The following is a 7,172-nucleotide window of genomic DNA, read 5'->3' as shown; positions in this document are numbered from 1 at the left end:
TGGTTCTGCTTGCCTTCCTGGCAGTAGCGGCACACGCCACACGGATGGCTCGGGCTCACCGCAATGCGCGTGCCCGCAGCGATATCCTGCACCGCCTCGCCCATCGCACTGACGACACCGGAGACTTCGTGACCCAGCACCATGGGCTGCTTGATGCGCACCGTCCCGAAGCCGCCGTGATGGTAGTAATGCAGGTCCGAGCCGCAAATGCCACCGGCCTTGATCTGCACCTTCAGTTGATGGGGGGCCAGTTCGGCCGTGGGAATTTCTTCGATGCGCAAATCATGGGGAGCATGAACGATGATGGCCTGCATGATGGTTCTCCTGAATGAGGTCGGGATTCAAAGGGTGGCGGTGACGCCGCCATCGACGTAGAGAATGTGACCATTGACAAAATCAGAGGCTGGACTGGACAAGAAGACGGCCGCCCCCACCAGGTCTTCGACATCTCCCCAGCGTCGCGAGGGGGTGCGGTTGACCAGCCAGTCCGTGAATACCTGATCGCGCACCAGCGGTGCCGTCAGTTCGGTCTTGAAGTAACCAGGACCCAGGCCGTTGGCCTGGATGCCGTACTTGCCCCAATCGATCGCCATGCCCTTGGTCAGCATCTTCACCGCCCCCTTGGTAGCGGTGTAGGGCGCGATACCCGGACGGCCCAGTTCACTCTGGACCGAGCAGATGTTGATGATCTTGCCGTGACCTCGCTCGATCATGGCGCGCGCGACCGTCTGCCCCACCAGAAACACGGAGTCGAGGTTGGTGCGGATCAGCGCATGCCAGTCCTCTTCGGAAAACTGTTCCAGTGGTGAGCGGCGCTGTATGCCCGCATTGTTGACCAGGATCTCGATGGGACCGACATCTTCCTCGATGCGCCGGACAGCCGCATTGACGGAAGCCGCCTCGGTGACATCGAAGGGCATTCCGGTGACGCGCAACCCCTCTGTTGACAGCCTCTCCACGGCGACTGCAAGTTTTTCCATGTCTCGCCCATTGAGTACCACATGGGCACCAGCCTGCGCGAGACCGCGCGCCAGGGCAAATCCGATGCCACTGGTAGAGCCGGTGATGAGCGCAATGCGGCCGGTGAGATTGAAGGCTGCTACGCCAGCAGGGAGGCTCGATCCAGTTTGCAAAGTCTTGTGGTCCATGATGTCTGCTCTCATCCTTCTGTCGCCTTGACCATATCTTCGATGACCTTCTTGGCATCGCCAAAGACCATCATGGTCTTGTCCATGTAGAACAGCTCATTGTCCAGACCTGCATAACCCGCTGCCATGGAGCGCTTGTTCACGATCACGGTCTTGGCCTTGTAGGCTTCCAGGATCGGCATGCCCGCAATGGGCGACTTCGGATCCTTGGCCGCCGGGTTGACCACATCATTGGCCCCCAGCACCAGCACCACATCGGCCTGGGCGAATTCGCTGTTGATGTCTTCCATCTCGAAGACCTGGTCATAAGGCACTTCGGCCTCGGCCAGCAGCACGTTCATGTGGCCCGGCATGCGGCCGGCCACCGGGTGGATCGCGTATTTCACGGTCACGCCGTTGTGGGTCAGCTTTTCGGTCAATTCCTTCAGTGCATGCTGCGCGCGTGCGACGGCAAGCCCGTAACCCGGCACGATGATGACGGTTTGTGCATTTCCCATCAGGAACGCCGCATCATCGGCCGATCCCGACTTGACGTTGCGCTGCTGCTGCGCCCCGCCACCGGCGGCCGCCGCTTCGCCACCAAAACCGCCCAGGATCACGTTGAAGAAGGACCGGTTCATCGCCTTGCACATGATGTAGGACAGGATCGCGCCGGAGGAACCCACCAGCGAACCGGCGATGATGAGCATGGAGTTGTTCAGCGAAAAACCGATGCCCGCCGCCGCCCAGCCGGAATAGCTGTTGAGCATCGAGACCACCACCGGCATGTCCGCCCCGCCGATGGGGATGATGATGAGCACGCCCAGCGCAAAGGCGATGGCGGCCATGATGATGAAGGGCAGCCAGTTTTGCGTCAGCACGAAGATGATGCCGAAGCCGATCATGGCCACCGCCAGCAGCAAGTTCAGGAAATGCTGGCCGGCGAAATTGACCGGCGCCCCCTGGAACAGGCGGAACTTGTACTTGCCCGAAAGCTTGCCGAAAGCGATCACCGAACCCGAGAAGGTGATGGCCCCCACGAAGGTACCGATGAACAGTTCCACCCGGTTGCCCACCGGGATCAGCTGCCCGTGCGCCGAAATGCCCAGCGCCCACGGCTCGGCCACCGCCGCCACCGCGATACAGACCGCCGCCAGACCAATGAGCGAGTGCATCGCCGCCACCAGTTCGGGCATCTTGGTCATCTCGACGCTGCGCGCCAGATAAGCGCCGATGCCGCCGCCGACGATCACGCCGCCGGCCACCAGCAGGTAACCAATGTCACCGGAAGGATTGGATCCCTCCCCCTTGATCTTGACGATCAGCGCCAACGTTGTCAGCACGGCGATGACCATGCCGGCAATGCCGAAGCTGTTGCCGCGACGGGCCGTGGCCGGGTGCGAGAGGCCCTTCAGGGCCTGGATGAAGCAGATCGATGCGATCAGGTACAGCAGGGTCACCAGGTTCATGCTCATGCTCGTTCTCCCGACTTGGCCTTGGGCTCTTTCTTCTTGAACATTTCCAGCATGCGCTGGGTCACCATGAAGCCGCCGAACACGTTCACCGCCGCCAGCGCCACGGCCAGCGTGCCGGCAATGCGCCCGACCGTGCCTTCGGTGAGGCCCGCGGCCAGCATGGCGCCGATGATGATGATGGCCGAGATGGCATTGGTCACCGCCATCAGGGGCGTGTGCAAGGCCGGGGTCACCGTCCAGACCACGTGGTAGCCAACGTAGATGGCCAGCACGAAGATGATCAGGTTGATGATGGTGTGGCTGACTTCCATGGTGTTCCTCCTTGTGAGGCAGCCCGCTGGTGAAACGGGCCGCATGGTTCTTGTCGAGGGTCAGATCGCCTTGAGGCTGGTGATGCGGTTCTTGTCGTCCACGAAGACCACCTTGGGCTTGTAGCTGGCGACTTCTTCATCGCTCATCGGGGCATAGGTACAGATGATGAGCAGATCGCCCAGGTGCGCCAGGCGGGCCGCCGCGCCGTTCAACGAGATCTCGCCGCTGCCGCGCTTGCCGCGAATGGCATAGGTGGAGAAACGTTCACCGTTGTTGACGTTGTAGAGTTCGATCTTCTCGAACTCGCGGATGTCGGCGGCTTCCAGCAGGTCTTCGTCGATCCCGCAGGAACCTTCATAGTTCAGGTCGCACTGGGTGACCGAGGCGCGATGGATCTTCGCGCGCAGCATGATGCGTTGCATGTACTTCTTCCTTCTTGTTTCAAAAGTGATGGGCGTGAGGGGGACTGAAAACGCCCGGGTTTTCTGCCGACCCGGGCCGGCAGATTCATTTGCGCAGGATCTCGCCACCCTGGCAGAGCAGCGTGGCCGCGACGATATCGTCTTCCTTGTTGATGACCAGCTTGCCTTCGGCATCGATGATCAGTTTGAGGAAGTCCAGTACGTTGCGCGCGTACAGGGCCGAGGCATCGGCCGCCACCAGGGCCGCCAGGTTGCCTTCGCCGATGATGTGCACGCCGTGCTTGATGACGGTCTTGCCGGGTTCCGACAAGGGACAGTTGCCGCCCTGATCGACCGCCATGTCCAGGATCACCGAACCGGGCTTCATGGCCTTGACGGTCTCTTCGCTGATCAGCACCGGGGCCTTGCGCCCGGGGATCAGGGCGGTGGTGATGATGATGTCGGCCTGTTTGGCGCGTTCGTGGACCAGCTCGGCCTGGCGCTTCATCCAGTCCGGCGGCATGGGGCGGGCATAGCCGCCCACGCCCTGGGCGATTTCCTTTTCTTCCTCGGTCAGGAAGGGCACGTCCAGGAATTTGGCCCCCAGCGATTCGATCTGCTCCTTGACCGCCGGACGCACGTCGGAGGCCTCGATCACCGCCCCCAGCCGCTTGGCCGTAGCGATGGCCTGCAGGCCGGCCACGCCGGCCCCCATGATGAGCATGCGCGCGGCCTTGACGGTACCAGCGGCGGTCATCAGCATGGGCATGAAGCGTTGATAGGTGTTGGCGGCCATCAGCACGGCCTTGTAGCCGGCAATGTTGGCCTGCGAGGACAGCACGTCCAGCGACTGCGCACGGGTGGTGCGGGGCGCGGCTTCGAGGCCGAAGGCGGTGAGGCCGGCGGCGGCCATGGCGGCGATGTTGTCGGCATCGAAGGGATTCAACATGCCGATGACCACTGTGCCCGGCTTGAGGCGAGCGCGTTCGCCCTCATTGGGGGCGCGCACCTTGAGCAGGATCTCGGCGGTATAGACCGCTTCGGCGCTGCCGATGCTGGCGCCGACGGCCGCATAGGCCTCGTCAGGAATGCTGGACCTGACGCCTGCACCGGACTGCACCGTGACTTCATGCCCGGCCGCGATGAACTTCTTGACTGTCTCCGGCGTGGCGGCCACGCGGGTTTCTCCATCCCGTGTCTCGACGGGGATGCCTATGATCATGAATTGCTCCTGCTGTTATCGTTCTTGTGACGCGGTCATGCGACGCGCAGGGGGACATCGCCGAGGATGTCCCCGGTACTGCATCAGAACTGGTGGCGAATGCCGGTGGTCACGCCCAGACGATTGCCGAACAGCGTGCCGGAGGTGGAGCCCAAGGTCTTCCATGCGTCGGTGAGCTTGGTGTAGTCCACCGTGAGATAGACATCGGTGCGCTTGCTGAAGGCATAGAGTGCGGTCGGCGCGATGGTCAGGCGGTTGCCGCTGGTGCCGGCGTGCTTGAGGCGGTCGAAGTAGACGGCGTTCCACAAGCTCCACGGTCCGCTGATGTTCCACTTGAAACCGGCAGAGTAGGAACTGTTGCGATAGTCGGCGATATCGAGCTTGTTGTTGATGTAGCCTGCGTACCACTTCACCGGACCTGCGGTGTAGGTAGCGCCCAGTGACCAGGCCGTCTGCTTGCTGTTGGCGCTGATGGCCGAACTGAAATAGGTAGTCGAATTATTCAACACCTGCCACGCACCGCCGATGTGCAGCGGACCGTCATCATAGGCCAGGCCGATGGCCCTGGATTCACCATTGTGGATGTCACCCGCCACTTCGCCGGCACTGTAGCCCAATGAGGCAGTCACGCCCTTGTAGGTGCCGGCATAGCGCAAGCTGTTGTCCAGTCGCGCGCCCATGGTGTAGTTGCCGCCCTGGAAGCCGATGGTCTGAGTCACGTTGGAGAGAGCATAGACGTCATAGCTCACGACCATGTCATGGATCAGTGCATACTGACGCCCCACGGTCAGCTTGCCGAAGCCGCCTTGCAGCCCGACCAGAGACTCACGGCCAAACAGCCGGGTGCCGGAAGCCGGTTGCTGTTGCAGCGCGCCGGTGTCGGTCCCGAACCCGGTCTCCAGCGAGAACAGCGCCGACAAGCCGCCGCCGAGATCCTCCGTCCCCTTGAAACCGATACGGCTGCCGGACAGCGGACCGCCGGCCAGTTGCACCTTGCTCCCGCCCGCAGCGTTCTCATTGGTGCTGTAGCGAACCGACGAATCGACGATACCGTAGATCGTGACACTGCTCTGCGCCTGGGCGCCACAGCTGATGATCCCCAACGCTGCGGCCGACATGGCTATTTTTTTCATTGACGACTCCCTTTAGTGGTTGAATTGAATTGCACCCTCTACCTCAGACTCTTCGGGAGCCGGCGTGGCGCCGCCTCCCGGCAATGGCCGCCAGGATGTCAGTCATAACGGCCCTTGTTCTTGGGATCAGCGCAGTGCCGCGACCGCGCCGGCCATACGGCGGCAACCTTCTTCAATGGTTTCCACCGCAGTGGCAATGGACATGCGCATATAAGGCGAGAGGCCGTAGGCCGTCCCGGCCACCAGGGCGACGCCAGTGCTTTCGAGGAAATACATCACTACGTCGGTGTCGCTCTCGATCACCTTGCCTTCCGGCGTCCGGCGGCCCAGCAGACCACTGCAATTAATGAAGAGGTAGAAGGCCCCCTCGGGCTTGCGGCAGCTCAGGCCATCAATGGCGTTGATCAGTTCAAGCCCGCGATCGCGGCGGCGGCGGTAGGTATCGGCGAACTCGGCCACGAAACCCTGGTCGCCGGTCAGTGCGGCAAGGGCCGCCGCCTGGCTGACGGAACTGGGATTGCTGGTCGACTGCGATTGCAGGATATCCAGTGCGCCAATCAGATCGCTCGGACCGGCTGCATAGCCGATACGCCAACCGGTCATGGCATAGGTCTTGGAGACGCCATTGATGAGCAAGGTGCGCTCGCGCAGATCGGGCGCTGCATTGAGCAGATGCGGCGTAGGCTGGCCATCGAAGCGGATATGTTCGTAGATGTCGTCAGTCATCACCAGCACCTGCGGATGACGGCGCAGCACCTCGGCCAGGGCCTGCAGTTCTTCCAGGGTATAGGCTGCTCCGGTCGGGTTGCTGGGGGAATTGATGATGAGCCACTTGGTGCGTGCCGTGATGGCCGCATCGAGGACTGCAGGCGTCAGCTTGAAGCCGTCTTCCTCCACGCAGGGCACGACGACCGGTGTGCCGTCACAAGCCAGTACCATATCGGGATAGGACACCCAGTAAGGTGCCGGTACCAGTACTTCATCTCCGGTCTGCACCGTGATGGCCAAGGCATTGAAGATGGCGTGTTTGGCCCCGCAGGTAGCGATGATCTCTCGCGGCGCATAGGCCAGCTGGTTTTCGCGCGCCAGCTTTTCTGAAATGGCTTGGCGCAATGCAGGCGTACCCGCGGTTGGCGTGTAGCGCGTCTGGCCGGACTCGATGGCCTCGGCGGCAGCACGGCGGATGTGCGCGGGCGTATCGAAATCGGGCTCACCCACGACCAGGTTGACGATGTCCTTGCCCTGGCGGCGCAGTTCGGCCGCACGCTCGGCAGCGGCACTGCTGGGGGATTGTTTGATGCGACGGACGCGGTCAGCGATACGGGGGGAAGTCACACGGCTCTCCAAAAAACGATCAAGAGCGCTAACGGTAAGCGGCTGCCCATTTTTCCGATAAGACGACTTTCGTCTGGCAAAATAACCTCGCCTTATGGCTGCCCCGCAAACTGGTTCTGGCCTGGCTTGCGACGTTTCATGGAGACATCCCGGACTCTGCTCGCAAA

8 protein-coding genes are annotated in these 7,172 nt (G+C 62.0%); all 8 read right to left on the bottom strand.

What is annotated here, in order from left to right; all coding sequences use genetic code 11:
- On the bottom strand, window positions 1–314 hold a 314-nt coding region (locus tag B3873_RS05835; RefSeq protein ID WP_286864586.1), incomplete at its 3' end, for an alcohol dehydrogenase catalytic domain-containing protein.
- Window positions 315–341: 27 nt separating this feature from the next.
- A complete protein-coding gene (locus B3873_RS05830) occupies window positions 342–1,148 on the bottom strand; it encodes an SDR family NAD(P)-dependent oxidoreductase (protein WP_286864584.1) in 807 nt (268 codons plus the stop codon).
- Between the two features lie 11 nt (window positions 1,149–1,159).
- Window positions 1,160–2,602 (bottom strand): NAD(P)(+) transhydrogenase (Re/Si-specific) subunit beta, encoded by a 1,443-nt coding sequence (locus B3873_RS05825; RefSeq protein WP_286864583.1) that lies wholly within the window; start codon window positions 2,600–2,602, stop codon window positions 1,160–1,162.
- On the bottom strand, window positions 2,599–2,913 hold the full coding sequence (locus B3873_RS05820) for an NAD(P) transhydrogenase subunit alpha (protein ID WP_034335569.1): 315 nt from the start codon (window positions 2,911–2,913) through the stop codon (window positions 2,599–2,601). Before B3873_RS05820 ends, B3873_RS05825 begins: the two co-directional genes overlap by 4 nt.
- A 60-nt stretch (window positions 2,914–2,973) precedes the next feature.
- Window positions 2,974–3,336: an aspartate 1-decarboxylase gene (gene panD / locus B3873_RS05815; RefSeq protein ID WP_008325650.1), complete on the bottom strand. Its 363-nt coding sequence runs from the start codon at window positions 3,334–3,336 to the stop codon at window positions 2,974–2,976.
- A gap of 85 nt (window positions 3,337–3,421) precedes the next feature.
- Window positions 3,422–4,537 (bottom strand): Re/Si-specific NAD(P)(+) transhydrogenase subunit alpha, encoded by a 1,116-nt coding sequence (locus B3873_RS05810; protein ID WP_286864581.1) that lies wholly within the window; start codon window positions 4,535–4,537, stop codon window positions 3,422–3,424.
- 83 nt (window positions 4,538–4,620) lie between these two features.
- Window positions 4,621–5,670, bottom strand: a complete 1,050-nt coding sequence (locus B3873_RS05805) for a porin (RefSeq protein WP_209579802.1) — start codon at window positions 5,668–5,670, stop codon at window positions 4,621–4,623.
- Between the two features lie 126 nt (window positions 5,671–5,796).
- Entirely contained in the window at window positions 5,797–7,005 is a 1,209-nt protein-coding gene (locus tag B3873_RS05800; protein ID WP_286864579.1) for an aspartate transaminase, read from the bottom strand.
- Window positions 7,006–7,172 lie beyond the last annotated feature (167 nt).

This window comes from Herbaspirillum sp. UBA812 (assembly GCF_002296545.1).
Classification (GTDB): Bacteria; Pseudomonadota; Gammaproteobacteria; order Burkholderiales; family Burkholderiaceae_D; genus Herbaspirillum; species Herbaspirillum huttiense.
Note: the sequence above shows the minus strand (reverse complement) of the source record. Positions and strands in the feature narration are given on the sequence as shown.

Excerpts from the sequence above, each read along its gene's own strand:
- B3873_RS05810 (WP_286864581.1), bottom strand. The coding sequence starts at position 4,537 with ATGATCATAGGCATCCCCGTCGAGACACGGGATGGAGAAACCCGCGTG.
- B3873_RS05820 (WP_034335569.1), bottom strand. The coding sequence starts at position 2,913 with ATGGAAGTCAGCCACACCATCATCAACCTGATCATCTTCGTGCTGGCC.
- B3873_RS05825 (WP_286864583.1), bottom strand. The coding sequence starts at position 2,602 with ATGAGCATGAACCTGGTGACCCTGCTGTACCTGATCGCATCGATCTGC.
- panD (WP_008325650.1), bottom strand. The coding sequence starts at position 3,336 with ATGCAACGCATCATGCTGCGCGCGAAGATCCATCGCGCCTCGGTCACC.
- B3873_RS05805 (WP_209579802.1), bottom strand. The coding sequence starts at position 5,670 with ATGAAAAAAATAGCCATGTCGGCCGCAGCGTTGGGGATCATCAGCTGT.
- B3873_RS05830 (WP_286864584.1), bottom strand. The coding sequence starts at position 1,148 with ATGGACCACAAGACTTTGCAAACTGGATCGAGCCTCCCTGCTGGCGTA.